The sequence below is a fragment of the Isoptericola sp. NPDC019571 genome, assembly GCF_044389385.1.
Taxonomy (GTDB): domain Bacteria; phylum Actinomycetota; class Actinomycetes; order Actinomycetales; family Cellulomonadaceae; genus Isoptericola; species Isoptericola nanjingensis.
This window is the reverse complement of the sequence record NZ_JBIRXZ010000010.1, coordinates 57,181-83,403: the sequence shown is the minus strand read 5'-3', so window position 1 is coordinate 83,403 and position 26,223 is coordinate 57,181. Positions and strand designations below refer to the sequence as shown.

General features: G+C 75.8%; 21 protein-coding genes. 14 read left to right on the top strand and 7 right to left on the bottom strand.

The features are described 5' to 3' along the window. Positions 1-42 precede the first annotated feature (42 nt). The 4 genes from pth (at position 43) to ACH443_RS16970 (ending at position 4,932) form a co-directional block, all read left to right on the top strand. On the top strand, positions 43-645 hold the full coding sequence (gene pth, locus ACH443_RS16985) for an aminoacyl-tRNA hydrolase (RefSeq protein ID WP_429764463.1): 603 nt from the start codon (positions 43-45) through the stop codon (positions 643-645). Between the two features lie 125 nt (positions 646-770). Further along, positions 771-1,928 (top strand): glycosyltransferase, encoded by a 1,158-nt coding sequence (locus ACH443_RS16980; RefSeq protein ID WP_430590975.1) that lies wholly within the window; start codon positions 771-773, stop codon positions 1,926-1,928. Further along, positions 1,925-3,730 carry a hypothetical protein gene (locus ACH443_RS16975; protein WP_430590974.1) on the top strand — a complete coding sequence of 602 codons (1,806 nt, stop codon included), beginning with the start codon at positions 1,925-1,927 and terminating at the stop codon, positions 3,728-3,730. The genes ACH443_RS16980 and ACH443_RS16975 overlap by 4 nt, the downstream gene beginning before the upstream one ends. Then, positions 3,727-4,932 carry a glycosyltransferase gene (locus ACH443_RS16970; protein ID WP_430590973.1) on the top strand — a complete coding sequence of 402 codons (1,206 nt, stop codon included), beginning with the start codon at positions 3,727-3,729 and terminating at the stop codon, positions 4,930-4,932. The genes ACH443_RS16975 and ACH443_RS16970 overlap by 4 nt, the downstream gene beginning before the upstream one ends. Here ACH443_RS16970 and ACH443_RS16965 read toward each other — a convergent pair. From ACH443_RS16965 to ACH443_RS16950, 4 genes are read right to left on the bottom strand one after another with little or no spacing between them, the layout of a single operon-like run. Then, positions 4,880-6,064: a glycosyltransferase gene (locus ACH443_RS16965; RefSeq protein ID WP_429764467.1), complete on the bottom strand. Its 1,185-nt coding sequence runs from the start codon at positions 6,062-6,064 to the stop codon at positions 4,880-4,882. The genes ACH443_RS16970 and ACH443_RS16965 overlap by 53 nt on opposite strands. After that, complete coding sequence (locus ACH443_RS16960) at positions 6,061-7,086, bottom strand: glycosyltransferase family 4 protein (RefSeq protein ID WP_430556523.1); 1,026 nt, start codon at positions 7,084-7,086, stop codon at positions 6,061-6,063. Before ACH443_RS16960 ends, ACH443_RS16965 begins: the two co-directional genes overlap by 4 nt. Next, the gene (locus ACH443_RS16955) at positions 7,083-8,552 is read right to left on the bottom strand and encodes an O-antigen ligase family protein (RefSeq protein WP_430590972.1); all 1,470 of its coding nucleotides are present in this window, start codon (positions 8,550-8,552) and stop codon (positions 7,083-7,085) included. The genes ACH443_RS16960 and ACH443_RS16955 overlap by 4 nt, the downstream gene beginning before the upstream one ends. Then, on the bottom strand, positions 8,549-10,594 hold the full coding sequence (locus tag ACH443_RS16950; protein WP_430590971.1) for a glycosyltransferase: 2,046 nt from the start codon (positions 10,592-10,594) through the stop codon (positions 8,549-8,551). Before ACH443_RS16950 ends, ACH443_RS16955 begins: the two co-directional genes overlap by 4 nt. A 196-nt stretch (positions 10,595-10,790) precedes the next feature. Between ACH443_RS16950 and ACH443_RS16945 the strand changes: the two genes are divergently transcribed. The 3 genes from ACH443_RS16945 to ACH443_RS16935 are packed head-to-tail and all read left to right on the top strand — an operon-like array spanning position 10,791 to position 14,334. After that, positions 10,791-11,825 carry an NAD-dependent epimerase/dehydratase family protein gene (locus ACH443_RS16945; RefSeq protein WP_430590970.1) on the top strand — a complete coding sequence of 345 codons (1,035 nt, stop codon included), beginning with the start codon at positions 10,791-10,793 and terminating at the stop codon, positions 11,823-11,825. Further along, positions 11,822-13,138 carry a methyltransferase domain-containing protein gene (locus tag ACH443_RS16940; protein ID WP_430556519.1) on the top strand — a complete coding sequence of 439 codons (1,317 nt, stop codon included), beginning with the start codon at positions 11,822-11,824 and terminating at the stop codon, positions 13,136-13,138. Before ACH443_RS16945 ends, ACH443_RS16940 begins: the two co-directional genes overlap by 4 nt. Next, positions 13,135-14,334 (top strand): class I SAM-dependent methyltransferase, encoded by a 1,200-nt coding sequence (locus tag ACH443_RS16935; protein WP_430590969.1) that lies wholly within the window; start codon positions 13,135-13,137, stop codon positions 14,332-14,334. The genes ACH443_RS16940 and ACH443_RS16935 overlap by 4 nt, the downstream gene beginning before the upstream one ends. Here ACH443_RS16935 and ACH443_RS16930 read toward each other — a convergent pair. Together ACH443_RS16930 and ACH443_RS16925 are read right to left on the bottom strand one after the other, a co-directional pair. After that, positions 14,306-15,787, bottom strand: coding sequence for a DUF222 domain-containing protein (locus ACH443_RS16930; protein WP_430590968.1), 1,482 nt, complete (start codon positions 15,785-15,787; stop codon positions 14,306-14,308). The two genes, ACH443_RS16935 and ACH443_RS16930, sit on opposite strands and share 29 nt — an antisense overlap. A 172-nt stretch (positions 15,788-15,959) precedes the next feature. Continuing rightward, entirely contained in the window at positions 15,960-16,538 is a 579-nt protein-coding gene (locus tag ACH443_RS16925) for a dTDP-4-dehydrorhamnose 3,5-epimerase family protein (RefSeq protein WP_430590967.1), read from the bottom strand. Between the two features lie 181 nt (positions 16,539-16,719). Here ACH443_RS16925 and ACH443_RS16920 point away from each other — a divergent pair, with 181 nt between their 5' ends. From ACH443_RS16920 to ACH443_RS16895, 6 genes are read left to right on the top strand one after another with little or no spacing between them, the layout of a single operon-like run. After that, a complete protein-coding gene (locus tag ACH443_RS16920) occupies positions 16,720-18,159 on the top strand; it encodes a glutamate-1-semialdehyde 2,1-aminomutase (protein WP_430590966.1) in 1,440 nt (479 codons plus the stop codon). Further along, positions 18,156-19,007 carry a sugar phosphate nucleotidyltransferase gene (locus ACH443_RS16915; protein ID WP_429764477.1) on the top strand — a complete coding sequence of 284 codons (852 nt, stop codon included), beginning with the start codon at positions 18,156-18,158 and terminating at the stop codon, positions 19,005-19,007. Before ACH443_RS16920 ends, ACH443_RS16915 begins: the two co-directional genes overlap by 4 nt. Further along, entirely contained in the window at positions 18,994-20,229 is a 1,236-nt protein-coding gene (locus tag ACH443_RS16910) for a polysaccharide pyruvyl transferase family protein (RefSeq protein ID WP_430590965.1), read from the top strand. Before ACH443_RS16915 ends, ACH443_RS16910 begins: the two co-directional genes overlap by 14 nt. Continuing rightward, complete coding sequence (locus ACH443_RS16905; protein WP_430556513.1) at positions 20,226-20,876, top strand: PIG-L deacetylase family protein; 651 nt, start codon at positions 20,226-20,228, stop codon at positions 20,874-20,876. Before ACH443_RS16910 ends, ACH443_RS16905 begins: the two co-directional genes overlap by 4 nt. After that, on the top strand, positions 20,873-21,757 hold the full coding sequence (locus tag ACH443_RS16900) for a glycosyltransferase family 2 protein (RefSeq protein WP_430590964.1): 885 nt from the start codon (positions 20,873-20,875) through the stop codon (positions 21,755-21,757). The genes ACH443_RS16905 and ACH443_RS16900 overlap by 4 nt, the downstream gene beginning before the upstream one ends. A gap of 60 nt (positions 21,758-21,817) precedes the next feature. Next, a complete protein-coding gene (locus ACH443_RS16895; RefSeq protein ID WP_430590963.1) occupies positions 21,818-23,236 on the top strand; it encodes a DUF4038 domain-containing protein in 1,419 nt (472 codons plus the stop codon). Between the two features lie 7 nt (positions 23,237-23,243). On the opposite strand, the gene ACH443_RS16890 is transcribed toward ACH443_RS16895, so the two are convergent. Beyond that, positions 23,244-24,440, bottom strand: coding sequence for a glycosyltransferase family 4 protein (locus tag ACH443_RS16890; RefSeq protein ID WP_430590962.1), 1,197 nt, complete (start codon positions 24,438-24,440; stop codon positions 23,244-23,246). Between the two features lie 174 nt (positions 24,441-24,614). Between ACH443_RS16890 and ACH443_RS16885 the strand changes: the two genes are divergently transcribed. After that, positions 24,615-26,204 (top strand): lipopolysaccharide biosynthesis protein, encoded by a 1,590-nt coding sequence (locus ACH443_RS16885; RefSeq protein ID WP_430590961.1) that lies wholly within the window; start codon positions 24,615-24,617, stop codon positions 26,202-26,204. Positions 26,205-26,223: the final 19 nt, after the last annotated feature.

Genomic DNA, 26,223 nt, shown 5'->3' with positions numbered 1-26,223 from the left:
TGACGTGCGCACCCGCCGCCGAACCCTGGAGAGAGAACGCCGATGACCGAGACCCCCTGGCTGGTGGTCGGGCTGGGCAACCCCGGCCCGAAGTACGCGGGCAACCGGCACAACGTCGGGCAGATGGTGCTCGACCTGCTCGCCGAGCGCACCGGCGCGCGCTTCTCGCGGCACGCCCGCACCCAGGCGGCCGTCGCCGAGACGCGGCTCGGCGTCCTGCCCGGCGGGCGCCCCGGCCCCCGCGTGGTGCTGGCCAAGCCCACCACGTACATGAACACGTCCGGCGGGCCCGTCGCCGGGCTCGTGAAGTACTACGGCGTCGACCCGGCCCAGGTCGTCGTCGTGCACGACGAGGTCGACATCCCGTTCGACACCATCAAGCTCAAGTCCGGCGGCGGCGAGGGCGGGCACAACGGCCTGCGCGACATCACCAAGGCCCTCGGCACCAAGGACTACGTCCGCGTCCGCGTCGGCGTCGGCCGCCCCCCGGGGCGCATGGACACTGCCGACCACGTGCTCAAGGACTTCTCCGCCACCGAGCGCAAGGACCTGCCGATCCTCGTCGACGACGCCGCCGACGCCGTGGAGATGGTCCTCGCCGAGGGGCTCCTCGCCGCGCAGGGGAAGTTCCACACGAGGGTCTGACGCCGTGCGGATCCCGGCCTGACCGGGCTCTTCACCCGGGTGGAAAGGCCGCCACGGGGTCCTTTCCATGCCCCGGTCTCCTTACGCTCGACGGGCGGTCTCGACCGTCCGCACGAGGAGGAACCATGGGCCCGACGGTGGCACTGGCGCACGACTACCTGACGCAGCGCGGGGGCGCCGAGCGGGTGGCGCTGACGATGGCCCGGGCCTTCCCGTCGGCGCCGCTCTACACGACGCTGTACCACCCCGACGGGACGTTCCCCGAGTTCGCGGACGTGGACGTGCGCCCGTCGCGCCTGGACCGTGTCGGCGCGCTGCGGCGCCACCACCGCCTGGCGCTGCCGCTGCTCCGCGGTGCGGTCGAGAGCGAGCCCGTCGAGGCCGACGTGCTGCTCGCCAGCTCCAGCGGGTGGGCGCACCGCTATCGCGGCGCGCGGCGCACCGTCGTGTACTGCTACGCGCCCGCCCGCTGGCTCTACCAGCGCGACCGGTACCTCTCCGGGGCCTCGGGCCGGGCCTGGAAGGAGCGGTGGCGCACCGGCCTCGCCGGCGCCGCGCTCGACCTGCTCGGCCCCGGGCTGCGCGAGTCCGACGCCGCGGCCGCCGCCCGCGCCGACGTCTACCTGGCCGTCTCGACCGTCGCCCGGCGCGCCGTGCGCGAGGCCTACGGCATCGACGCCGAGGTCGTGGCGCCCCCGCCCGCGATGGAGCCGGAGGGCCCCGTGACCCCGATTCCGGGGATCGCCCCCGGCTACCTGCTCTGCGTGGCCCGGCTGCTGCCGTACAAGAACGTCGACGTCGTCGTCGCGGCCGCGCGGCGGCTCCGCCTGCCCCTCGTCGTCGTCGGGGACGGCCCCGACCGCGAGCGGCTCGAGCGTCTCGCGGACGAGCGGGTGCGGTTCGTCGGGAAGGTCGACGACGCCCAGCTGCGCTGGCTGTACGGCCACGCGTCGTTGCTGGTGGCCACGTCGTACGAGGACTACGGGCTCACGCCGCTGGAGGCGGCCGCGTTCGGCGTCCCGGCGGTGACGCTCGGCACGGGCGGGTACCTGGACACCGTGGTCGACGGCGTGACCGGGCTGTACGTGGACAGCCCGGACGCGGCGCCGGTCGCCGAGGGGATCGAGGCCGCGCTCGCCCGGTCCTGGGACCAGGAGGCCATCGGCGTGCACGTGAAGGGGTTCTCCAAGGACGCGTTCGTCGCCCGGCTGCAGGCCGTGGTGGCGCAGGAGGCCGTGGCGGCCGGGGTGCCGGGGGCACAGGGGGAGGTAGGGGGCCGATGACCGTCCGGGAGTTCCTGCGGGTGATGTGGGAGGGCAAGTACCTCCTGATCGGGTCGGTCGTGCTCGCGCTGGCCGCCGCGTGGGTGTACGCCGACCGCAAGCCCGAGGTGTTCGAGGCGACCGCGACGGTCCAGATCAACGCCGTCGAGCTGGGCGACAGCACGTCGCCGGCGGCCACCACCACGAGCGTCGACACCGACCCTGGGCTCGTCGAGGCGCCCGGTGTGCTCCAGGTGGTCGCCGAGGGTGTGGCCGCGGGAACGGACCCGAAGGCGCTCGCCGCCCAGGTCTCGGGAGCGTTCGACGCCTCCACGCAGGTCATGGCGGTCACCACCACGGCGGGCGCCCCGGGCGACGCGGTCGGGCTGGCGAACGCGGTGGCGTCCGCCTACGTCGACAGCATGCCCGGGGTCATCGACGACCAGATCGCCGAGATCGACGCCCGCCGCGACGCGCTGCGCGGCCAGCTCGACGCGGTCGACAAGCAGGTGAAGGACAAGCCCAAGGACCCCCTGGCGGGCGCGGAGCGCTCCACCATCATCGACCAGTACCAGACCCTGTCGGCCAGCAGGAGCACGCTCGAGTCGATCGTGACGCCCGCCCAGATCCTCACTCCCGCCACCGGCTCGTCCGCCGTGGTGGTGGGGCTGCCGCGGGCCAGCATCGTCCTCCTCGGCGCGCTCGCCGGGCTCGCGATCGGGGTCGGCCTCGCCCTCGCCCGACGGGCCCTCGACTCCCGGCTGCGTGGCCGTGCCGACGCCGCGGCCGCGGCCGGCGTACCGGTCCTCGCAGAGCTCTACGGGGTGACCCGGGCCGCCAAGTCGTACCGCCGCACCCCGGTGCTGCCGATCTCGAGCCGGGTCGCCTCCCCGTTCACCGAGTCGATCCGGGAGCTGCGCACCGCCCTGCACGTGGCGATGCAGGACCGCGAGCACGCCGTGGTCGTCGTGACGGCCACCGACCCGCACGCGCCGCGGCCGTTCATCGCCGCCAACCTCGCGGCGTCGTGGGCCATGAGCGGCCGAGCCACCGTCGCGGTGTCGGGCGACCTGCGTCGTCCGGACCTGGAGGACCTGCTGCCTCGCCCGAACGGTCCGGGCACCGATCCGGACGGGCTGCGTCCCACCCAGGTGCCCAACCTCCGCTTCCTCGCCCTCCACGACCCGACGATGGACCCCGCGGACTACCTCGCGACGGACCGGGTCCGTGCGACCGTGGAGGCGGCACGGGACGCCGGCGAGGTGCTCGTCATCGACGCCCCACCCGTGCTGGCGGCGGCGGACGCCACGATCCTCGGCGCCTACGCGGACTGCGTCGTCCTCGTCGCCACCGCCGGCCGGACCGCGCGGAGCGTCCTCGCCGAGGCGGCCGAGCGGCTGCGCATCAACGGCGTACCGCTCACCGGTGTCGCGCTGGCCGGGGTGAAGGGCGACAGCCGGATGGTCTACGCGTCGACCTACGGCGAGCCCGTCGAGTCGGACCCGTCCGACGCTCCGTCCGCTGCGGTGCCCGACCCGGCCGACGAGACGGCGGACCGCACCCCGAGCGGTCCGCAGGGCACGCCGGACCACGGTGCGCCCACCAGCTCGGGCGACGACGCGGCCCCGGCCCCGGCGCGCGACGAGGCGAGCCCGGCGGGGGCCGTCACGCCGCCGACGCCGGTCCGTCCCCCGGCGTTCCCGCCCACGGGGGTCCGGGTCGCGACCGTGGCCGCCCCGCCGGCCGCGGAGCAGGAGCCGCCGACGCCGGCGCAGGTCGCGCCCACGATCGGTCGGCTGCTGCGGACCGCGCGCTCGTCGTGACCGTGCCCTCGGGCGGGGCCGAGCGGCCGCTCCGGGTCGTGGCCGTCGACCACACGGCGGCGCTGGGCGGCGGGGAGCTGGCGCTGCTCCGGCTGGCCGCGGAGCTCGACCCGAGCCGTGTCGAGCTCCGCGCGATCGTGCTGGACGAGGGCCCGCTCGTGGAGCGGCTGCGGGCAGCCGGAGTGCGGACGGTGGTGGTCCGCGCCGGGGCGCGGTCGCGAGGCATGGACCGGCACGCGCTCGGCGGATCCTGGCGCGCGGTGCTCGCGCTGGGCGAGACCCTCCGGCTCGGGGTCAGGGTGGCCGGCGTGCTCCGGCGGGCGGACGCCGACGTCGTGCACACCAACTCGCTGCGCGCCGACGTCGTGGGGCTCCTCGCGGCCCGGTGGTGCCGGGTTCCGGCGGTGTGGCACGTCCACGACCGGATCGCCGACGACTACCTCCCGACGCTGGCGGTCCGGCTCCTGCGCGCGCTGGCCCGCCGGGGCCCGCGCGCGGTCGTCGCGAACTCGGAGGCGACGGCCCGGACGCTCCCCGGGGTGCACGACCTCACCGTCGTCCACCCGGGCTACGCGCCCGACCAGGCGGTGCCGGCCTATGACGCGCGGGTGCCGCCGGAGCGCCCGGTGGTGGGCCTGGTCGGCCGCCTCAGCCCGACGAAGGGCCAGCTGGAGCTCGTGCGCGCCGCGCGGACCGTGCTCGACGACCACCCCGACGTGCGGTTCCGCCTGGTCGGAGGGGCGCTGTTCGGCGCGGAGGCCTACGCGGACGCCGTCGACGCGGAGATCGACCGGCTCGGGCTGCGCGGCGCGGTGGACGTGGTCGGGTTCAGCGACGACCCTGCCGGCGAGCTGGACCGGCTGTCGGTGTGCGTGCACGCCTCGCCGGTGCCGGAGCCGTTCGGTCAGGTGGTCGTGGAGGCGATGGTGCGCGGCGTCCCCGTGGTCGCGACGGACGCCGGGGGCGTGCCGGAGATCGTCCGGCCGGCGGGGGAGGAGCTGGGCGTGCTCGTGCCGCCCGGAGACCCGGATGCTCTCGCCGCGGGGCTCCTGGCGGTGCTGGGCGACCCGGGGGCGGCCGACCGGCGCGCCCGGGCGGCCTACGACGACGCGACCCGGCGGTTCCCCGCCCGCGGGACCGCGGACGCCGTCACCGGGGTGTGGGAGCGGGTCGCCGGACGGCGTCGACGACGTCGGACATGAGGGCGACCTGGTGCGCCCAGGTGGGGATGGGCTCGAGGTCCGTGCCGGGTCGCCCCGCCGGCCCGCGCGTCGGCTCCGCGAGCGCGTCCCGGACGGCAGCGGCGAAGCCGTCCGGCGGGGTGACGGCGACCCGCGGGTCGGAGGTGTCCCGGAAGCCGGCGACGGGCGTCGAGACGACGGGGCGCCCCACGGCCCGGTACTCGTAGAGCTTGAGCGGGTCGAGGCTGTCCGTGAAGTCGTCGACGACGTGCGGGACGACGAGCGCGTCGGCGTGCTGGAGGTACGCCGGCACCGCGTCGAACGGTCGGGCACCGAGCACGACCACGCCCGCCCGGCGCAACCGGTCGACGTCGGGCCGCTCCAGTGCGACCGGGCCCACCAGCACCAGGGAGCCCACGCCGGCCAGGGCGCGGGCGGTGGCCTCGCACAGCCCGACATCGAGCCGGTCGGAGTGCAGAGTACCGACGTAGACGGCCGTCGCACCGTGCGGGAGGTCCGCCGGCCGGGCCGCGGGGCGCCGGTACCGCTCGACGTCCACGCCGTTGGTGACCAGCACGACCGACCGGGCGTCGGCCTTGCGGGACGCCAGGGTGGGGGAGCAGACGGTGACGGCCGCCGCGTGCTCCACCAGGTACCGGTCCGACTCGGCGACGCGGCGGGACTCGGCCGGGCCGCGCGTGGCCGCCGTCCAGTCGTCGGTGACGTCGTACAGCGTGGGCCAGCCGCTGACGCGGGCGAGCGTGGCGCCGTACGGGTCGTTGACCCACAGCACCGGCCGCGCGAGCCCGAGTCGCCGGGCGGCCCGCAGGACGACGGCCGCGCGACGCTCGTCGCCGTGCGGCGCGACCCGCCGCGGCAGCAGCTTGGTCGGCTCGAGCAGCCACAGGCGGCGCGGGCCGACGCCCTCGACGTCCGGGGCGGGCCGCAGCCCTCGACCGGGCCGCGGCCAGGCGCCACGGGTCACGGCGTGCACAGGGTCGCTGACCGGCTCGACGAAGAGCACCCGGGCCGACGGGCGTTCGCGCAGGAGACCGGCGACGAGGTACTGGTTGCGCCGCCAGACGTCGTCCCACGGCTCGAGCGACATCACGACGAGGTCGGGGCCGGTGACGGTCTCGCGGTCCGGCGTCACGACAGCACCTGCCGGTACACGCGCTCGGTGGCGGCCGCCTGGCGTGCGACGGAGAACTCGGCCTGCTGCCGCGTCTGCAGGGCGGCGCCGTAGCGGTCGCGCCGACGGGGGTCGTCCGCGAGGGCGCGCAGCCGCCGCCCCGCGTCGTCGACGTCCCCGGTGGCGTACAGGCCGGGGCCGCCGGCGGGGCCGAGAGACTCGACGTGCCCGCCGGAGCCGTCGGCCACGACCGGGACGCCGCTCGCCATGGCCTCGAGCACGCTCAGCCCGAAGCCGTCGCCGGGGGTCGGGGCGAGGAAGAGCCCCGCGTCGGCCAGGAGCGCGGGCACGTCGTCGCGGTGGCCGAGGAGATCGACGGCCCCGTCAAGCCCGAGCTCGCTCACGAGCTCCTTGGTCACCACCTCGAGCGAGCCCGAGCCGGCGACCCGCAAGCGCCAGCCGCGGTCGGCGAGCCCCGACGCCGCGAACGCCCGGACACCGGAGTCGACCCGTTTCTCCGGCTCGAGCCGGGACGCGATCAGCACCACGGGCGACCGGAGCGCGGCGCCGCGCGAGTGCGGCCGCTCCTCGAGGCCTGCGACCACCACCCGGCTCGGGCCGTCGATGCGGTCCTGCACGAAGGCGCTGATCGCGATCTGGGCGGCGACGGTGCGACGGATCACCGGCGCGGCGACGCGGCCGGCGGCGCTGCGCCCCCGGACCAGGGCGAAGTGCCGCGTCACGACCAGCGGCACGCGGTGCAGGAGCACCCGGGGGACGAGGCACGCCGCGATCTCGCCCGCCGTCATGTGGGCGTGGACGACGTCCGGCTGCGGCCCACGCACGAGCGAGCGGCGCGCCCGCGCGACCGTCGAACCCGGCCTGAGCTCGACGTCGTCGCCGACGACGGCGCGCATCGGCTCCTCCGCACCGCCCACCACCGCGACGTCATGGCCTGCCCGCGCCTGCTCTCGGGCGAGGCGCGCGACGTGGGCCTCGACCCCGGCGTACGCGTCCGTCACGACGACGTGGGTGATCCTCATGAGCGGCCACCGGGGAGCAGGAGCTCCTCGCCCTGCGCCGGGACCGGTGGCTCCACCGGGGTCAGGGCGGCTCGCGCCGCGCGCCGACGGACGCGCGCCGGCCGGTCGTCGAGGAGGGGCGCGCCAGGCGCCTTCGCGAACCCTTCGGCGCCGAGGCAGACCCCCACGAGCAGGAAGGGCAGGGACACGATGATCGCGACCCAGAACTGGTCGAACTGGCTCGCCACGAGGCGCGACGCGAGCAGGGCGACGGCGAGCGTCCCGAACCGGCGGTCCATCCGCCACGCGACCACCAGCGTGCCCAGCATGAGGACCGCGAACCCGGCGAGGCCGACGATCCCGACCGAGGACAGCACCTCCGCGACGGCGTTGGGCGGTTGGAACCCGAGCTCGGGCCCCACGGTCCACCAGCGCAGCCCGGCGCCGAACCACAGGTGCTCCCGCCAGACGTCGAACCCGCCCTCGATGCCCACGGCGCGGAACGCCGTGGAGTTGAACGGGTCGTCGCCGGAGAGGTCGTCCTGCACGCGGCTCGCGACGAAGATGGCGGCGGGGGCCATGGTGAGCAGCATGAGGATCGGGGTCTGTCGGCGTCCGCGGCCGGCACGCAGCGCGAGGACGATGAGGCCGACGCCCAGGCCGACGATCGCCTGGCGTGACTGCACGGCCATGAGCGCGAGCACCAGCAGGTAGAAGGCCGGGACCCGGAACCAGGCCGGCCACCGCAGCCACGACTGGCGCACGAAGACGAGCAGGGCGACCGAGGCGAAGATCGGACCCGCGAGGTTCTTGTGCAGCTCGAACGGCCAGCTCGGGTAGACCGGCGACACGTCGCCCTGCGCGAGCTGCACGGCCGCGGTCGCACAGGCGTCGAGCGCGATCGCGAGCACGAACACGGTCAGGAGCGTCAGTCCGAGCGTCGCGTGCCCGGACCGGCCCACCGCCCAGCCCACGACCAGCGCCCCACCCACCAGCAGCCACGCGTGGAACCACTCGATCGAGTTCTGGGCGAAGGGGGTGGCGACGACGGCGAAGAGCGTCGCGAGCTGGTACACCGCCGACAGCCAGAGCATGGACCGCAGCGCAGGCGTGAACGGGCGCGGCGAGAAGAGGACGGCGACCCAGAACGTCGCGAACAGGGTCACGTCGCCCAGCGACATGTTCAGGGCGTCCCCGCCCACCCGCTCGGCCACGACGAACGTGGGCATCGCGATCACGGGGACCAGCGAGGGGTCGTAGAGCATCACGCAGGCCAGCACCGCGACGGACGTCACGGCCACCCCGAGGGTGAGGTCGTGGGCGAGCACGTAGGTCGCCGCGAGGACGACGACGCCGAGGACCGCCGCCCACGTCGCGACGCGCGTCGTCGACCGCAGGCTCGACGCGATGCCCGTCTGCGTGCCCGTCCGCGGCCCCCCGCCCGTCCGAGGGCGCAGGTGGTGGGCGCCGGGCCCGCCGGCGCTCACGACGGCACCGCTTCGCGGTCCTCCAGCGACGCGGGCCCGCCGAGGTACGCGCGCAGACGCCGCTGGGCGTGCTCCCGGCGAGGCCCGCGGAGCGCGGCGGACCGCAGCACCGCGCCCGCGACGAGACCGGCACGGGCGGCGGTCCAGCCGGCCGCACCGTAGTGCTTGCGCAGGTAGCGCTCCTGCGACGCGTGGAAGTGCAGCTCGCGGACCCGGACGTCACCACCCGTGCCCGCGCCCTCGTGCACGACCTCGGTGGTGGGCACGAGGGCGTGCCGCCAGCCCTGCCGGTCGGCCCGGTACGCCCAGTCGGTCTCCTCGGCGTAGAGGAAGAACCGCTCGTCGAGCCCGCCGACGCCGCGCAGCGCGGCCGCGCGGATCAGCAGCGCGGAGCCGATGACGAAGGTGCGCTCGCGCGGCAGCCGGAGCCGGCCGAGACCGGCGGCCTCCAGCCATGCCCGCGCCGGAGAGGGGAACGGCCAGACGACGCGTCCCGGCCGGCCCGCACCGTCGACCTGCGCGGGGCCGACGCTCGCCAGCCCGGGGTCCCCGTGCAGGGCCTCGTGGAGCGTGGCGACGGTCTCGGGCCCGACGACGGCGTCGGGGTTGAGGAGGAACACGTCCGCTCCGGGGTCCTGCCGGTGCGCGAGCGCCACGTTGACGGCCGCCGCGAACCCGAGGTTGCGCCCGGGGTCGTGGTAGGCGGCGCCGAAGACCTGGGCGAGCGCGCGGTGCCGCGGGTCGGACGAGTTGTCGACCACGGTGATCGGGAAGGCTCCCGCCAGAGGCTCGAGCGCGGAGCGCAGCAGGTCGGGGTGGCCGTAGGCGACGACCACCACCTCGACACGGGGGGACGGCCGACGTGCTGCGCCGTCGTGCGCGGCGGAACCGTGGTCGCGTGCCGGCGCGCCGAGGGCCGCTTCGTAGACCGCGCGGTACCGACGGGCGACCTCGGGCCACGAGCACTCGCGTGCACGGTCGAGCCCGGCCAGGCGCAGCGTGCGCGCGGTCCGCGGGTGGGTCGCCTGCCGGATGCCGTCCAGCAGGGCCTCGGGTTCGTCCGGTGCCACGAGGACACCGGCGCCGGCGACGAGGTCCGGCACGGAGCCGACACGGGTCGCCACGACCGGGGTGCCGCACGCCATCGCCTCGACCACCACGCGGCCGAACTGCTCGGCCAGGCCCGGGGCGTGCCTCGACGGCACGACCAGGACGTCCAGCCCGCGGTAGAAGGCGGGGAGGTCGTCGGTGTCGAGCGGGCCGAGGAAGTCGACGCGGTCGCCCAACCGGGCGGCGACCCGCCGCAGCCGCGCCTCCTCCGGACCGGCGCCCGCCACCACGAGGTCCAGCGCCTCGTCCCGGGCGACAGCCGCGAGGAGCACGTCCACCCCCTTCTGGGCGGTGAGGCGCCCGGCGTACCCGACGCGCACCCGTCCCGGAGTGCGCGGCCCGGCCGGCTGCGTCCCCAGCTCTGCGTCGTCGGCGGGAGAGAACACGGTCGTGTCGAGCCCGAGCGGGATCCGCTCGACCAGTCCCCGGGCGCCCTTGTAGCGCACGATGCGGGCGGCGTCGTGGTTGCAGGTGACGACGGCGGCGGCGCCGCGCAGCGCGGCCGCCTCGAGCGCCCGGAACGGCCACGGGTACCGCTTGAGGAGGTTCTGCGCGGAGTAGAGGAGGTAGGGCGCGGGGCGGGAGCGGCGCCCGCGCGCCGCGTCCACGAGCCGTCGCGCGGCGCGGACGCCCAGGATCTCCGCGGTCGCGAGCGCCACGGGCTCCTCGTGGATGTCGAGGACGTCCCACCGCTCGCCGAGCACCCGCCACAGGGCCCGCGGGTCGTAGAGGAACAGGGCGGGGTGCCGGCCGAACGTGCGCGCGGTCTCGAGCTCCTCGTCCGGCGAGGGCGTGGGGCGCACGTCGCGGCCGCCCTCGTCCCAGACGGCGGCCGTGACGACGCGGACGTGGTCGCCGCGCCGGCGCAGCTCGACCTCGCGGCCGCGCCAGGCGTCGACCACCGCGCTGTGGGAGATGCGCAGGACCTTCATGGCTCCCGATCCTCGCCGCCGGGGTGCGGGCGCGGAACGTCCCGGGGGCGGAATCACCCGGGTGACGAGGCTTTTCACCCCGGGCAACCCTCACGGTGGGAGGAGGTCGCTGGTTAGCGTCGAGGCGGCGGTGAAGCCACCGGCTCGCGGGACTCCCTGCCCGCGGGACCGGCCGGACGACGACGGGGGACGGATCATGCGAGTGCTCGTCGATGGTGACCGCGGATACGTGGGTGCGGTGCTGGTGCCGTTCCTGCAGGCGGCAGGCCACGAGGTGGTCGGCCTCGACGCCGGCTGGTACGACGGCTGCGACTTCGGCCCTCCGGTGACGGGGTACGAGCAGCGCACCGGCGACGTCCGGGACGCGCGGCCCGAGGACCTCGCCGGCTTCGACGCGGTGGTGCACCTGGCGGCCATCTCCAACGACCCGCTCGGGCACCTCAACCCGCAGGCCACGTTCTCCGTCAACACGGACGGCGCCGTGCGGATGGCGCGGGCGGCCAAGGCGGCCGGGGTGACGCGGTTCCTGTTCTCGTCGTCGTGCTCCCTGTACGGGGCGGCGGGGGACGAGCCCGTCGACGAGGGCGCCGAGTTCCACCCCGTCACCCCGTACGGGGAGTCGAAGATCCAGGCCGAGCGCGGTCTCTCCGCGCTCGCCGACGACGACTTCTCGCCCACGTTCCTGCGCAACGCGACCGCGTACGGCTCGTCACCGCGGCTGCGGGCCGACATCGTGGTCAACAACCTCACCGGCACCGCGTACACGCGCGGCGAGGTGCGGCTGCAGTCGGACGGCTCACCGTGGCGGCCCCTCGTGCACGTCGAGGACATCGCGCGGGCGTTCCTCGCCGGGCTCGAGGCCCCCCGCGAGGTGGTGCACGACCGGGCGTTCAACGTGGGCCGCGACGAGGACGTCGTCCAGATCCGCACCGTCGCCGAGCAGGTCAGCGAGGTCACCGGCGCCCCCGTGACCTTTGCCGCGGGGGCGGGGGCCGACACCCGCAACTACCGGGTCGACTTCACGCGCATCCGCACCGAGCTCCCGGCCGCCGCGCCCCGCTGGACGGTGCGCGACGGGATCCGGCAGATCTGGCAGGACGTCCACCGGTTCGGCCTCACCGCCGACGACTTCGAGGGCCCGCGCTTCGTGCGCCTGCACCGGGTGAGCGAGCTCGCCGCCAGCGGCGCTCTCGACCTGGAGAACCTGCGCACCACGGCGGTGCCGGCATGACCGCCGTGTCCGCGGCGCGGCACGCCGCCGGCGCGCCCGAGGGGTCCGCGGTGCCCGCGCCGTCGTGCCGACTGTGCGGCGCACCCCTGACCCGTACTTTCGTGGACCTCGGGATGTCGCCGCCGTGCGAGACCTACCCCACCGCCGAGCAGGTCGACGGCCCGGAGGTCTTCTACCCGCTGCACGTGCGGGTGTGCGAGCAGTGCCTGCTGGTGCAGCTGCCCGCCTACGTGCCGGCGGAGGACATCTTCGACGACTACGCCTACTTCTCGTCCTACTCCGCGTCGTGGGTGGAGCACGCGCGGCGGTACGTCGACGACGCGGTGGACAGGCTCGGGCTCGCCCCCGAGCGGTCGTTCGTCGTCGAGGTCGCGAGCAACGACGGCTACCTGCTGCAGCACGTCGTCGACCGGGGGATCCGCTGCCTCGGCGTCGAGCCGTCGGGCAACGTGGCCGCGGCCGCGGTCGAGCGGGGCGTGCCCACGGTGGTGGAGTTCCTGGGCGAGGAGACGGGCCGGCGCGTGCGCGCCGAGCACGGCCCTGCCGACCTCGTCGTGGCCAACAACGTCTTCGCGCACGTGCCGGACATCGTCGACTTCTCGCGCGGGCTGCGGCAGCTCGTCGCCGACGACGGGCGGGTGTCGATCGAGATCCCGCACCTGCTGCGCCTCGTCGAGGGCAACGAGTACGACACGATCTACCACGAGCACTACAGCTACCTGTCGCTGCTCACGACGCAGCGGGTGCTGGCCGCCGCCGGGCTCACCGTGGTGGACGTGGACGAGCTGCCCAGCCACGGCGGCTCGCTGCGCACGTGGTCCGTGCCGACGCCCGACGGCGCACCAGCCGGCGGTGGGCCCGCGCCGTCCGCCGCCGTGGCGCGCGTGCTCGCCGCAGAGGCCGCCGCCGGCCTGCACACCGTGGAAGGTCACGCCGGCTTCGCCGAGCAGGTCGCCGCCGTGCGCGACGACGTGCTGCGCTTCCTGCTCACCGCCCGCCGCGAGGGCAGGCGCGTGGTGGCGTACGGGGCGCCCGGCAAGGGGAACACGTTGCTCAACCACTGCGGCGTACGCCCCGACCTGATCGAGTTCGCCGTCGACCGCAACCCGTACAAGCACGGCCGGTTCACGCCGGGCATGCACCTCCCCATCCACGCGCCCGAGGCGCTCGACGCGGCCCGGCCCGACTACGTCGTCGTCATGCCGTGGAACCTGCGGCGGGAGATCTCGGCCCAGCTCGCGCACGTCGCCGACTGGGGAGGCCGGCTGGTGACGTTCCTGCCGCGCCTCGAGGTCTTCGAGCCGGGCACGTGAGCGCCGTCGTGCCGGGCTGGCGCTGCCGGTGGTGCCAGTCGGACCGCGCCACCGTGGTGCTCGACCTGGGCTCCCAGCCTGCCGCCGACCTGTTCCCCGAGCCGGAGGCACCCGCTCCTGACCCCGTGCACCCGTTGCGCATGGTGATGTGCGACCGGTGCCGACTGGCCCAGCTCGAGGAGGACCCGACAGGTCCCGAGGAGCCGCTCGGAGTGGAGCCTGCCGCACTTGTCGCGCAGGCGCGGGCGGGAGTGGCCGACCTCGTCGGGGGCGGGCTGCTGGGCCCCGGCACGTGGGTGGGGGAGATACGCTCCCCGCACGGGGGCTCCTGGCTGGCGCGGGTGCAGGAGATCGTGCCGGACGCCGTGCTGCTCGACGGCCCCGGCACGGTGCCCGGGCTCGCCGCGGACCTCGTCGTCGACTCGCTCGGGATCATGCACGAGGCGGACCAGCGCGCGGCCTGGGACCTGCGGCTCGACTCCCTCGCCCCCGACGGCGTCCTCGCGCTGCACGTGCACCCGCTGTCCGTGATCCTGCGCGACGGCACCTGGAACGCGCTGCGGCACGGGCACTTCGCGTACTACTCGCTCACGGTGCTCGTGGAGATGGCGCGCAGCACCGGGCTCGTCCCGGTCGGGCTGTGGCGCTATCCGCTGTACGGCGGGACGCGGCTGCTCGCGCTGGCGCGGGAGGGCTCGCAGCCCGCCGGTCGGCACGCCCGCGCCGCGGGCGACCTCGTCGCCACCGAGCTGGCGGCCGAGGCCGCGGCGGGGATCACGCAGCCGGCGGCCGTGGCGGCGCTCCAACGGCAGGTGGCCGCGTCGGCCGCGGCCCTCCGCGACTGGCTCGACGCGAGCGAAGGGAAGGTGGTCGCCTACGGCGCCGCGTCGCGCGCGGTCGCGTTGTTCGCACTCGCCGGCGTCACCGCGGACGACGTCCTCGCCGTGGTGGACGCGTCGCCCGCGAAGCGGGGCAGGTCCATGCCGGGCGGCCCCGGGCCGCGGGTGCCCGTGCTCGGGCCCGACATCCTTGCCGAGATCCGCCCCGACAAGGTGCTGCTGCTGGTGCCCGACCTCCTCGACGAGGTGCGGTTCGCGCACCCCGAGGTGGAGGCGCTCGGGGGTCGCTGGGTGATCGCCGAGCCCGAGCCCGTCGAGGTCGAGCCGCTCAGCCGGGACCGCGGCGGTCAGCGATGAGCGGGACGCCCGGCGCCTGAGCCGCCGGGCGACCGTGACGGTCGGTGAAGTGCCACGTGCCGCCGTCGCGACGCATGGTGATGCCGAGCGCGTCGACGCGGTCGTGATGGTGCCAGCACAGCAGGGCGGAGTTGTCGACGGACGTGCTGCCGCCGTCCGCCCAGTGGGCCACGGCGTGGTGGACCTCGCAGCGTGCAGGTGGCTCGTCGCAGCCGGGCCAGGTGCACCGCCGGTCCCGGGCGACGACGGCGCGTTGCAGCTGGCCGGTGACGGTGCGCCGGGCACGCCCGACGTCGAGCACCTGCGACTCCGGGCCGAGGACCACCCGTGTCACCTCGCTGTCGCACACGATGCGGCGGAGGAGGGACGGGGGCAGCGGGCCGCGGCCGTCCACGAACTCGGCGGGGTCGACTCCCAGCGACTCGGCCCATCCCGCGACGGGAGGGCCGAGCTCGGTGGCGCGACCGTGACCGGCAGCGAGCAGGCGACGGAGCTCGGTCAGGGAGATGGTGACGGTCAGGTGCGGGCGCACGGCGGCGCCCGACCCCACGGTCCCGGAGTCGAGGGCGACGCGCGCGAGGTCGGCGAGCGCCTGGGCGCGTCGCTGCGCGGGCGTGCGGGTCTCCCCGGCGGCGGGCCGGCCGGCGACGGCGTCGAGGGCGGCGCGCAGCGCCTGGCCGTGCTCCTCGGTGAGGAACCCGGCGAGGTGGTAGCCGTCCCACGTGGGCGACAGGTCGACGAACTCTTTCTCGCGGGCGTGCGCGTAGCCCCGCTCGTCCGACTCCGGGTCCGTCACGTACGCGAACCGCTTGACGAGCCGGCGGAACTGCGCGGGCGTGTACCAGGAGCCGGTGGCGAGCAGGTGCTCCTCGCCGGTCGGCGCGGCGAGGCCGGCGTCCGGCGCTTCCGGGTTCTCGTCGTCCGTCGTCCCGCTGTCCGTCGTGCGGTTCGTCTCGCTCGCGGTCGGCGCGGGAGCGAGGAGCGCGTCTCGGCGGGCCTCGGAGGTCGGGGCGACGTCGACGATGGCGCGCAGGTGGTCGGCGCCGAGCCGGCCGGCGAGCGCGGCGGCACCGGTCGCCGGGAGGACGTCGCGCAGGGCGTGGGCCGTGCGGACGTCGCGGCGCGCGGTGGGCAGCCCGACGTTCTCGGCACGGGCGAGCCAGTGCGCGAAGGTGCGCGACCCGTCGAGCGACCACCGGCCGTCCGCCTCCAGCGCGGGCAGCACCCGCCACCGCGCGGCGTCCACCCGGGAGCCGACTCTCCGGAGCCGGGCCGACGCCTGCTCGAGGACGTCCCGGCCGACGTCGTGCAGGCCGATCTCCTCGCCGGCCCCCGCGAGCGCGGCGACCCCGCCCTCGAGGGCGGCCAGGGCGTCGAGCAGCCGTGACACCGTGCCGCTCGCCGGGTCCGGGCCGGTGGGCGGCACGGGTGCAGGGGCAGTGGTGGCGGGCATCGTCCCTCCTCGGTCGGCGCGCCATGACACGAAGGACGCTATCGAACGCACGTTCGAATCGACCAGGGAGTCGACGAGATCTGTGGAGAAGCAGCTCGTCCCCAGGGGGAACGGCAGGCTCGACGCGGCGCGACGCCGTCGGCCGTCCTGGGACGACCTCGTCGGCGTCGGGCTACAGCACGTCCGCGCCGGGCCCCGACGCCGCCCCGCCGAGCTGCTGGACGAGCGCCACCCACGGCCCCGCGGCGGCGTCGCGGTCGCTGACGAGCGAGACGGGCAGCGGCCACCGCACCCCGAGGTCGGGGTCGAGGTGGTGCACCGCGACGTCCTCGGACGGGTCGTGCTCCGCGTCGATGCGGTAGCAGACGTCCGCGGTGTCGGTGAGCGTCTGGTGTCCGTGCAGGCAGCCGCGCGGCACGTACAGGACGTGGAAGTCGACGTCGTCGAGCCGGAACGCCTCCCAGCGCCCGAACGTCGGGGAGCCCGGGCGGGCGTCGACGACGACGTCGTGCACGGCACCGTGCGCCACCCGCACCAGCTTGGCCTCGCCGCCGCCCACCCGACCGTGCAGCCCCCGCACGACGCCGCGCCGCGAGCGGGACTGGCTGTCCTGCACGAACGCCGCCGGGTCGAGGCCTGCGTGCGCCGCGGTGGCGGTGTCGAACGTGCGCATGAACAGCCCGCGCTCGTCCCGGTGCGGGGTGGGGGCGAGGATCAGCACGCCGTCGAGGGTCGTGGGCAGCACCTGCATGCTCCACACGGTACGGAGAGGGTCCGGGGAGCGGTCGGGTGAAGTCGGTGCGGGCGCCGGATGAAAAGCCCTGCGGGCCCTTCATCCGTGCCGTGCCGCGCCGCAGACTGGCGGCGGGACCGGCCCCCTGCCGGCCCCACCAGACTTCACGACCCACCTCCCGACCGCACCCGGGGGCACCATGACGCAGCTGACGCAGCTGACGCAGCACGCGACGCATCCCGACCCGTCGCAGCCCGCGGACCCCGCCCGGTCCTTCGACCGGTCGACGGCCGCGCAGGCCCGGCTGCACCGTCTCGTGCCCGGGGGCGCGCACACGTACGCGCGCGGCGCGGACCAGTACCCGGAGCGCATGGCCCCTGTGCTGGCGCGGGGCGCGGGCGCGCACGTGTGGGACGTGGACGGCAACGAGTACGTCGAGTACGGGATGGGCCTGCGCAGCGTCACGCTCGGCCACGGCTTCCGGCCCGTGGTGGACGCCGTGACGTCGGCGATCGCGGACGGCGTGAGCTTCTCCCGGCCCAGCCGGTGGGAGCTGGAGGCGGCCGAGGCGTTCTGCGCGCAGGTGCCGGGCGCCGACATGGTGAAGTTCGCGAAGAACGGCTCCGACGTCACCACCGCGGCGGTGCGGCTGGCCCGCGCCGCGACGGGCCGCGACCTGGTCGCCGTCTGCGCCGACCACCCGTTCTTCTCCACCGACGACTGGTTCATCGGCACCACGCCGATGGACGCCGGGATCCCGCGGGCGATCGGCGACCTCACGGTCCGGTTCCCGTACGGCGACCTGGTCGCCGTCCAGGAGCTGCTCGCCCGGCACGAGGGCCGTGTCGCCGCCCTCGTGCTCGAGGCCGCGACCGCGCACGCGAGCCCCCCGCCCGGCTACCTCGAGGGGCTGCGCGCCCTGTGCGACAGCACGGGGACGGTGCTCGTGTTCGACGAGATCATCACCGGGATGCGGTGGTCCGCCGGAGGCGCCCAGACCGTGTACGGCGTCGTGCCGGACCTGTCGACGTGGGGCAAGGCGCTGGGCAACGGGTTCGCCGTCTCGGCGCTCGCGGGCCGGCGCGAGCTCATGGAGCTCGGCGGCCTGGCGACGGACGCACGGCGGGTCTTCCTGCTCTCGACGACGCACGGCGCGGAGACGGCCGGGCTCGCGGCGTGGCTGGCGGTGCACCGCGAGTACGCCGCGCGCGACGTGCCCGGCGCGATGGCCGCCCAGGGTGAGCGGCTGCGTGCCGGGGTGCAGCAGGTGGTCGACTCCGCCGGTCTGACGGGCTCGGTGACGGTGTCCGGGCACCCGGCGTGCCTGGTCTTCGGCACCCGCGACCACGACGGCGCGCCCTCGCAGGCGTACCGCACCCTGTTCCTCGCCGAGCTGCTGCGCCGCGGCGTGCTGGCGCAGTCGTTCGTGATCTCCGCCGCGCACACCGACGCGGACGTCGACCGGACGGTCGAGGCCGTCGCCGGGGCGCTGCCCGTCTACGCCGCCGCTCTGGACGCGGGCGGCACCGACGGCTTCCTCGTCGGCCGGCCCGTCGCCCCCGCGCTGCGGGAGCGGGCCGCGCCGCGCCGTGTCCGTCACACGCCCGACGACGGGCAGGCCCTGGGAGGGACGTCATGAAGGTCGTGCTGTTCTGCGGCGGGCTGGGGATGCGGATGCGGTCCGGCCCCGACTCGCTGCCCAAGCCGATGATGCCGATCGGGTCGCGGCCCGTCCTGTGGCACATCATGAAGTACTACGCGCACTACGGGCACACGGAGTTCGTGCTCGCGCTGGGGCACGGCGCGAACGCCGTGAAGGACTACTTCCTCCACTACTCCGAGACGCACTCCAACGACTTCGTCCTCACCAAGGGCGGCGAGCACGTCGAGCTGCTCAGCAGCGACATCAGCGAGTGGCGCATCACGTTCGTCGACACGGGGATCGACACGGCGATCGGCGAGCGGCTGCGGCGCGTGCGCCGGTTCCTCGACGACGACGAGGTGTTCCTCGCCAACTACGGCGACGTGCTCACGGACGCGCCGATGGACCGGATCGTCGACGACTTCCTCGCCACGGACGCCGTCGGGTCGCTCATGGCGGTGGCCCCGCAGGACTCGTTCCACGTGGTGCGCTACGACCCCGACGGCACGATGCGCGACCTGGAGCCCGTGGCCGACATGAGCATGTGCATCAACGGCGGGTACTTCGTGCTGCGGCAGGGCATCTTCGACTACCTGGGCGAGGGCGAGGACCTCGTCATGGACGCCTGCGTGCGCGCCGCTCGCGCCGGCCGGTTCCGCGTGCACCCGCACACCGGGTTCTGGGCGCCGATGGACACGCTCAAGGAGCGGTCCGCGCTGGAGGAGATGAACCGCGTGGGCGACCGGCCGTGGGCGGTGTGGGACAGCGGCGCGCGCCCCGCGCCGCGGCGCGTGCCCGAGGTCGAGGTCGGCGAGGTCGTGGGTCCGGCTCGTGCCGGCGCGTGAGGTCCCGGTGCACGAGGTCCCGGTGGGCGAGGTGAAGGTGCACGTCGGGCTGCTGGGCGAGTTCGGGGTCCACAACTTCGGGAACGAGGCCTCGCTCGCCGCGATGCTGGGCGTGCTGCGGGCCGACGACCGGGTGGTCCCGGTGGTGGTGGCCGACCGGTGCGAGGCGGTGACGGCGGAGCACGGCGTGGCGGCCGTGCCCCTGCACCATCCCGGTGCCCGCCGCGGGGGAGCGGGCGGCCTGCTCGGCAAGCTGGCCGACGCGCGGCGCGCGTGGCGCACGGTCGGCGACCTGGACGCCGTGGTCGTGCCCGGCACCGGGATCTTCGAGGGGCTGGCGATCGCCCCCGGGGGGATCCCGCTCACCCTCTTCTGGTACGCGTTCGCCGCCCGCCTCCGAGGGCGGCCCTTCCTCGCCCTGTCGGTCGGGGTCGACGCCGCCTTCCACCCCGTGACGGCGCGACTGTTCCGCTGGACGCTCTCCGCCGCGACCCTCGTGACGGTGCGCGACGACGGGTCGGCGCGCGCCGCGCGCCGGCTCGGGGTGCGACGCCCCCTCGACGTGGTGCCCGATCTCGTCCTCGGGCTCCCGGCGCCCGGCGCCCCTCGCCGTGAGCGGCCGCGGGTCGTCGTGGGAGTCATCGACTACCGGGGTCTCGGGACGGCGGAGGGGGAGGCGGACCGCGCCGCCTACGTCGCGCGGATGGTGCGGGTCGTCCAGCGGGTGGCGGCGTCCGGCGCCGACGTCGTCGTGCTCGGCGGCGCGCTGCCGGACGCGCCGACCGCCCGCGAGGTCGCGGCCCGTGCGGCGTCGGCCGGCCCAGGCCGGGTCGAGGCCGTGGAGGCGGGGTCGTTGGCCGACGTGGCGCGGGAGACGGCCGGGTCACGGGTCGTCGCGGCGGCCCGGTACCACCACCTGGTGACGGCGCTGCGGCTGGGGGTCCCGGCCGTCTCGCTCGGCTACGGCGCGAAGCAGGGACGGCTGCTCGAGCAGTTCGGCCAGGGGGAGCAGGTGCACGCGGTCGACGGCTTCGACCCGGACGAGGTGGCGGACCAGGTGCTCGACCTGCTGCGGGAGCCCGCGCCGGACACGCGGCCGGTGCTCGCGGACGCGGCCCGACGGCTGGCGGCCCAGGAGGAGCGGCTCCGCGACGTCCTCGCCTCGACGGTCCCCGGGGCCGCCGCCAGCAGCACGCACGAGAGGTCGGGGGCCGCCCGATGATCGGCCTCGCGCTCCCCGACGGCCCGCTGCGGGTGGTGTGCCTCGCCGCGCACCCGGACGACGTCGAGATCGCCTGCGGCGGCACGCTGCTGGCGCTCGCGGCGCGGGGTGGTGTCGAGGCGGCGTACCTCACGCTCACCGGCGACCCGTCCCGCCAGGACGAGGCGCGCACCGCCGCCGAGGCCTTCCTCCCCGGCGCGACGAGCGTGTTCGGCGGGCTTCCGGACGGGCGCCTGCCGGACCGGTGGGGAGAGGCGCGGGCCGCCCTGCACGAGCACGCCGAGCGGGTCCCTGCACCGGACCTGGTGCTGGCGCCGCGGCCCGACGACGCGCACCAGGACCACCGGCTGGTGGGGACGATGGCTCCGACGGTCTGGCGGGACGCCGTCGTGCTGCACTACGAGATCCCCAAGTGGGACGGCGACATGGGGCGCCCGTCGACCTACGTGCCGGTCCCCGACGCGCTGGCGCGGCGCAAGGTCGAGCTGCTCGACGCCTGCTACGCCTCCCAGAAGGCTCACGACTGGTGGGACCACGAGGTGTTCCTCGGGCTCCTGCGCCTGCGCGGGATGGAGTGCCGCAGCCGCTACGCCGAGGCGTACACCGTGACCAAGAGCGTGCTGTCGCTCGGCCGGGGGACACCGTGACGCGGGGCGCGCCGGCCCCCGTGCTGTCCTTCGGGCTGCCGGTGTACAACGGCGAGCGGTTCCTGGAGGGAGCCCTCCGGTCCCTGCTCGCGCAGGACCTGGAGGACCTCGAGGTCGTCGTCTCCGACAACGGCTCGACCGACGGCACCCAGGAGATCTGCCGAGCCGTCGCCGCGGCGGACCCCCGCGTGCGGTACCTCCGCGCGGAGACGAACCGCGGTGGGACGTGGAACTACCGGCGCGTCCTCGAACGGTCCTCGGCCCCCCTGTTCAGCTGGGCGGCCGTGGACGATCTCTGGCTCCCCACGTTCGCCTCCTCGTGCGTGCGGGCCCTCGACGAGCGCCCCGACGCCGTGCTCGCGATGACGCGGGCCCGGCTGGTCGACGGCGACGGCACGATCACCGACGGCCTCGGGGATGCAGACCTCGGGTTGGACGCCGACGCCGCGCACGAGCGGCTGCGCCGCCTGTTCCGGTCGCAGGCGTCGCACGTCATGTACGGCGTGATCCGGCGCTCGGCGCTGGCCCGCGCGCGCCCGCTGCGCCCGATGGTGGGCGACGACATCGTGCTGCTGACCGAGCTGCTCTGCCAGGGACCGGCCGTCGTCGTGGACGACCGGGCGTTCCTGCAGCGGCGGGTGCCCGAGCAGCTCTCGCTGCAGGGCCAGGAGCAGGTGAAGTGGCACGCGCCGTCCGCGCGGGTCCGCTTCGCCTTCCCGCAGACGCGGCTCAACCTCGAGCTGTACCGGGCCGTCGCGACGACGGGCCTCCCGCTCCGGGAGAAGGCGCGGTGCTGGTCGCGGATCGTGCCGGGCTGGGTGCTGCCGAGGTGGCGGGGGATGGCCCGCGACGTCGCGACCGCTGCCGGGTTCGCGGGCTGAGCGGGCGGCGTCGTGGTGCGGGAGAGGTCGCACGGGCGGAGACGCCGGGTCGTCGCCGTCGTGGCGACGACGGCCGTCGTCGCGCTCGCGGTCGCCGGTGCCGCATGGTGGTGGGACCGGGAGCACCAGGGGCAGGCGAGCCGGATCGGTGGCACGGCCGGGCCGGTCGCCGCGGAGCTGCCCGTGACGCCGCCGCCGGCGCCCGAGACGCCGGACGGGGCACACCTCGTCACGGGCATCGGTCCGGACGGGCGGTACTTCGTCGACCAGGACGGCGCGCCGGTCCTGGTGCGCGGAGACTCGCCCTGGTCGCTGCTGGTCGACCTGTCCCCCGAGGAGGCGCTGACCTACCTGGACGACCGGCAGGGGCGCGGGGTCAACGCCCTGATCGTCTCGCTGCTGGGCGCGACGGCCAACGGCGGGCCGTCCGACGACGGCGCGACCGCGGACGGTCTGCTCCCGTTCGTGGACGGTGACGTCCTGTCCTGGGTGCCGGAGTACTGGGACCGGGCGCACGCGACCCTCGCGGCCGCGGCGGAGCGCGGCATGTCGGTGTTCCTCTACCCGGTGGACGGCTGGACGGTGGGCCGCGCGTTCTCGCCGTCCTCGCAGCAGGAGTGCCGTACCTACGGCGAGCGGGTGGGCGCCTGGGCAGCCGACCTGCCCGGCGTCGTCTGGATGACGGGCGGGGACTACTTCCCCGCCGCGGACGACCCGGCGGCCGGCAGCGACGTCGACCGGTGCTTCGACCAGGTGGTGCAGGGCATCCGCGACACGGGAGACCACCGGCCGTTCTCGATCCAGCTGGGCTACCCGCGCTCCGTCTCCACCGACGACCGATACTGGGCCTCCCGGGTGGACTTCACCTTCGTCTACTCCTACCCGCCCGCCTACGACGCCGTCCGACAGGCCTACGACCGCGAGCCCGCCGTCCCCGCGCTCTTCGCCGAGGGCGGCTACGAGGGCGAGAACAACGACGGCGGGCCGCCGACGACCCCCGAGTCGCTGCGACGGCAGGCCGCGTGGGCCCTGACGTCGGGATCGCCGGGGGACGTCTACGGCAGCGACGACTGGGAGTTCCTCGACGGTTGGCAGGGCCGCCTCGACGCGCCGGGCCTCCGGCAGGTCGGCGTGGTGCGGGACGTGGTCGAGGCGCTGCCCTGGTGGGAGCTGCGCCCCTCCGACGACCTCGTCCGCTCCGGCGCCGGGGCGGCGCGGACCGGTGACACGACGGACGTCCTCGACGGTGACCGCGCGACGGCGGCGGTCACGGCGGACGGTCGCGCCGCAGTCGTCTACGTCCCGACGGAGCGCGAGCTCGGCCTCGACCTGGCGGTGCTCGCCTCCGCGGGGAGGGCGCGCTGGGTGGACCCGTCGTCCGGCGCGGCGACTCCTGTGGCGCTGACCGACCGCATGAGGACCCCGGGCCGCAACGCCGACGGCGGGGGCGACTGGCTGCTGGTGATCGGGCCGGGCTGACGCCGGCTCAGGCCGCGGGCATCCCCGCCGGCCTGACGGACGTCAGGCCGAGGTCGCCGAGGACGACGTCGAGGGTCCGCCGCGCCGCGCGCCAGTCGTGCGCCCGCGCGTGTCGCAGGCAGCGCTCACGGGTCGTGGCCAGCAACGCGCGGTCGTCGGCGAGCCCCTCCAGAGCGGCGGCCAGGGCGTCGGGAGACCCGGGCGGCACCAGCACCCCGGCGTCGCCGGCCGCCTCGGGGATGCCTCCGGTCCGTGCGGCGACGACAGCGGCGCCGGACGCCATCCCCTCCAGCACGGTGAGGGCGAACGGCTCGGCCCACCGGGAGGGCACCACCACGACGTCGGCGGCGCGCATCAGGGCGGCCACCTCGTCCCGGGGCCGGAACGGGAGCCAGCGCACGGCGTCGCCGAGCGGCCGGGCGGCGGCCCGCAGCTCGCGCTCGTACCGGGTGAGGGGCGCGCCGGGGGCGAAGTGCGGCGTGCCGACGACGGTGGCGACCACGTCCGGCCGGCGGAGCCGGAGCAAGGCGTCCACGAGGACGTCCGGCCCCTTGTCGGGCACGGTGCGCCCGACGAACACGACCCGCAGCGGCTCCCCGGCGACCCGGTCCGCGTCACCGGGACGGAAGAGCGCGGTGTCGACCCCGTTGTGCACCACTCGCACGCGGTCGCGCAGCCTTGGGGGCAGACGGTCCGCGGTCCGCTCGGCGACGTAGCCGCTGACGCAGACGACGGCGCCCGCGGGGTCGAGCACCCGGGCCGCCTCCCGCGGGGAGTACGTGCGCAGCAGCTCGTTGTGCGCGTAGAGCACGGCCGCGTGCCGGTCGGCGTCCACGAGCGGGACGAGCTGGGGGAGGTTGTGGCCGAGGACCACGGAGGCGGGCCACCGCGCCTGGTCCGCGAGCGCGGCGGCGAGTGGCCGCCGGGCGCCGCTCCGGGGCAGGCCCAGGCGCGCCGCCGCGGCGTCGCGATAGCGGTCGGCGCGCTGCTGCGGCACGGGGTCGTACTCGACGACGTCCGCGCTCGGGTAGCGGTCGGGGTAGGTGCCGCGCGCGACGGCGACGACCGACCGCGGGGCTCCGGGCGGGGTCGCGGCCGCGAGGCCGTGCACGACCGAGGGCAGGGCGCTCCCGGTCGACGGGGAAAAGTGGTCGCCGGGCGTGATCACGTGCAGGTGGCTCCCGGCCGGGACTCCGATGGCCATGCCGTCGAGCCTAGGTCGGGAGCGGTGTCCTCCCGGGGGTGAAACGTGCCCGCGCCCGGCTGAAAAACCGCTCCGGCCCTCGGAATGCCGGCTGTCGTCGGAAACGATGGCCGGTGTGACAGCACACGTCGTCCTCCTCCGCGCCGACCGTCCGGCGGCGGCCCGGTGCGTGCGATGAGCACGGACGAGAAGTCCGTCCCGCCGGCGCCGGTGCCGAGCGACGACACGCCCGGCGAGGCCATGACGCGCGGCGAGCTCCAGGACCGGGCGATCCGGGGCGCCCTGTGGACGTTGGTGCACGTCGCCGTGATGCTGCCGCTGGCCTTCGCCGTCAACATCGTCGTCGCGCGTGTCCTCGGTGTCGTCGACTACGGGCGCCTCGCGTACCTCTCGACCGTGCTCGCGCTCGTCCTCACGACCATCGACCTGGGCGTCGGGACCGGCCTCGTCCAGTTCGGGTCGAAGGCGCACGCCGCGGGCCGGTTCTCCGAGGTGCGGCACATGCTCCAGGCGGCGCAGGGCTACAAGATGCTCGTGGGCGTGCCCGTGGTGGGGACGGCGGTGCTGCTGCTCATCGACGCCGATCCTGTGCTCACGGTGATCGCCCTCGTCTTCGGCGTGCTGGTGCCCCTGACGTTCTCCGGGGCGGGCGACGCGCTCGCCATCGAGAACAAGACGGCGCAGAACGCGCAGGCGGCGATGGTCGTCAACCTCGTCGCGCAGGTCCTGGTGGTGGTCGCGGCCACGACGGTGGGCACCGCCGACGCCATCTGGGCGGTGCGCCTCGTCGCGGCCGGCCTGGGCGCGGTGGCCTACCTGTACTTCGTGGCGCCCATGTACCGCAGGGTCCTGCTGCGCCCGCGCCTGCGCCGGTTCCCGCCGGGCTTCTGGGCGTTCGCGCTGCCGGCCGGCGCAGCCGGCCTGGTCGAGGCGTTCGTCTCGTCGCGCAGCGAGGTGCTGGTGCTGACCTGGATGTCGGAGCCGGAGGCCGCGGGAGTGTTCGCCCTCGCGATCGGGCTCGGCGTCCATCTGTTCGCCCCGGCGCAGTCGCTGCTGGGGCCGCTCGTGCCGGCGATCTCGGGGCTGCGCGAGGTGGACCACGAGGCGGTGGCGCGCGCGCTCGGCCGCGCGCTGCGCGCGTCGTCGACCGCGACGGCGGGCGTGGTGGCGGCGGCGACCCCGGCGTTCGCGCTGCTCGTCCCGACGATCTACGGTGCCGAGTTCTCCGCCGTGCCCCCGGTGCTCGTCGTCCTGAGCGTGGCCGGCGGCCTGCTGGTGATGGCCGGACCGCTCAAGGCGTTCCTCATGGCACGGCTCAAGGGCACCTGGCTGCTGTGGGCCAACCTCGCCTGCCTGGTGGTGGACGTCGGGCTGACGGTGGCGCTGATCCGGCCGCTCGGGGTCTGGGCCGCGGTGCTCGGCAACACGACGGCGGCGGTGCTGCTCTTCAGCGGCCTGCTGATCCTCGAGGCGCGGTCGCTGGACCTGCCGGTCCGGCGGGCGCTGGCCATGGTCCAGCCGTTCCTGCTCGGCGCCGCGATCTCGGTGCTGACGTGGTGGGGCGTCGACGCGGTCGGGGCGCCCCCGGTGCCGTCGGCGGTCGTGGCCGCCGTGCTGGGCCTCGGGCTCTTCGTGGGAGCTCTGCGGCTCACGCGGTCGGGCCTCACGCCCGCCGATGCCGACGCGGTGGCCCGGTCCGTGCCGGCGCGGGTGCGCGCCGTGGCCGTGCCGCTGCTCAGGGTCGTCTCCGCGAGCCGGGCATGACGTCGAACGAGAGGAACGA

Coding starts and splice junctions, on each gene's coding strand:
- ACH443_RS16890 (WP_430590962.1), bottom strand. CDS start 24,440: ATGGCCATCGGAGTCCCGGCCGGGAGCCACCTGCACGTGATCACGCCC.
- ACH443_RS16945 (WP_430590970.1), top strand. CDS start 10,791: ATGCGAGTGCTCGTCGATGGTGACCGCGGATACGTGGGTGCGGTGCTG.
- ACH443_RS16905 (WP_430556513.1), top strand. CDS start 20,226: ATGATCGGCCTCGCGCTCCCCGACGGCCCGCTGCGGGTGGTGTGCCTC.
- ACH443_RS16925 (WP_430590967.1), bottom strand. CDS start 16,538: ATGCAGGTGCTGCCCACGACCCTCGACGGCGTGCTGATCCTCGCCCCC.
- ACH443_RS16960 (WP_430556523.1), bottom strand. CDS start 7,086: ATGAGGATCACCCACGTCGTCGTGACGGACGCGTACGCCGGGGTCGAG.
- ACH443_RS16920 (WP_430590966.1), top strand. CDS start 16,720: ATGACGCAGCTGACGCAGCTGACGCAGCACGCGACGCATCCCGACCCG.
- ACH443_RS16940 (WP_430556519.1), top strand. CDS start 11,822: ATGACCGCCGTGTCCGCGGCGCGGCACGCCGCCGGCGCGCCCGAGGGG.
- pth (WP_429764463.1), top strand. CDS start 43: ATGACCGAGACCCCCTGGCTGGTGGTCGGGCTGGGCAACCCCGGCCCG.
- ACH443_RS16930 (WP_430590968.1), bottom strand. CDS start 15,787: ATGCCCGCCACCACTGCCCCTGCACCCGTGCCGCCCACCGGCCCGGAC.
- ACH443_RS16950 (WP_430590971.1), bottom strand. CDS start 10,594: ATGAAGGTCCTGCGCATCTCCCACAGCGCGGTGGTCGACGCCTGGCGC.
- ACH443_RS16980 (WP_430590975.1), top strand. CDS start 771: ATGGGCCCGACGGTGGCACTGGCGCACGACTACCTGACGCAGCGCGGG.
- ACH443_RS16975 (WP_430590974.1), top strand. CDS start 1,925: ATGACCGTCCGGGAGTTCCTGCGGGTGATGTGGGAGGGCAAGTACCTC.
- ACH443_RS16885 (WP_430590961.1), top strand. CDS start 24,615: ATGAGCACGGACGAGAAGTCCGTCCCGCCGGCGCCGGTGCCGAGCGAC.
- ACH443_RS16915 (WP_429764477.1), top strand. CDS start 18,156: ATGAAGGTCGTGCTGTTCTGCGGCGGGCTGGGGATGCGGATGCGGTCC.